The sequence below is a fragment of the Peribacillus sp. SIMBA_075 genome (genome assembly GCF_046534585.1).
In genome coordinates, this window is the sequence record NZ_JAWRYN010000839.1 from 1 (window position 1) to 263 (window position 263).

Genomic DNA, 263 nt, shown 5'->3' on the forward strand with positions numbered 1-263 from the left:
CGCGACGATTTACCGTCACGCAGAGGACCGCCCGATGACTGAAGACGGCGGTGAGATTGGCCGCGGCTTTTCAGTCGAAGTCGCAAAAGCCTGGGAAGACCGCTTCTTTTCATTCCAATTGCCTGACACGCGCCAAGTTGCCTTGCGCATCGCGATCGTGCTCGGTGATGGAGGCGTCATGGAGCCGTACCGCAAGCTGGTGAAATACGGGCTCGGCGGCAAGCAAGGCAGCGGCCGCCAAATGTTCAGCTGGATCCATATCG

At 59.3% G+C, this 263-nt stretch carries 1 pseudogene; it reads left to right on the forward strand.

Annotation, left to right across the window (positions count from 1 at the left end):
- Positions 1-263 (forward strand): annotated as a pseudogene (locus tag SB775_RS30600) (epimerase); the annotation flags it as partial.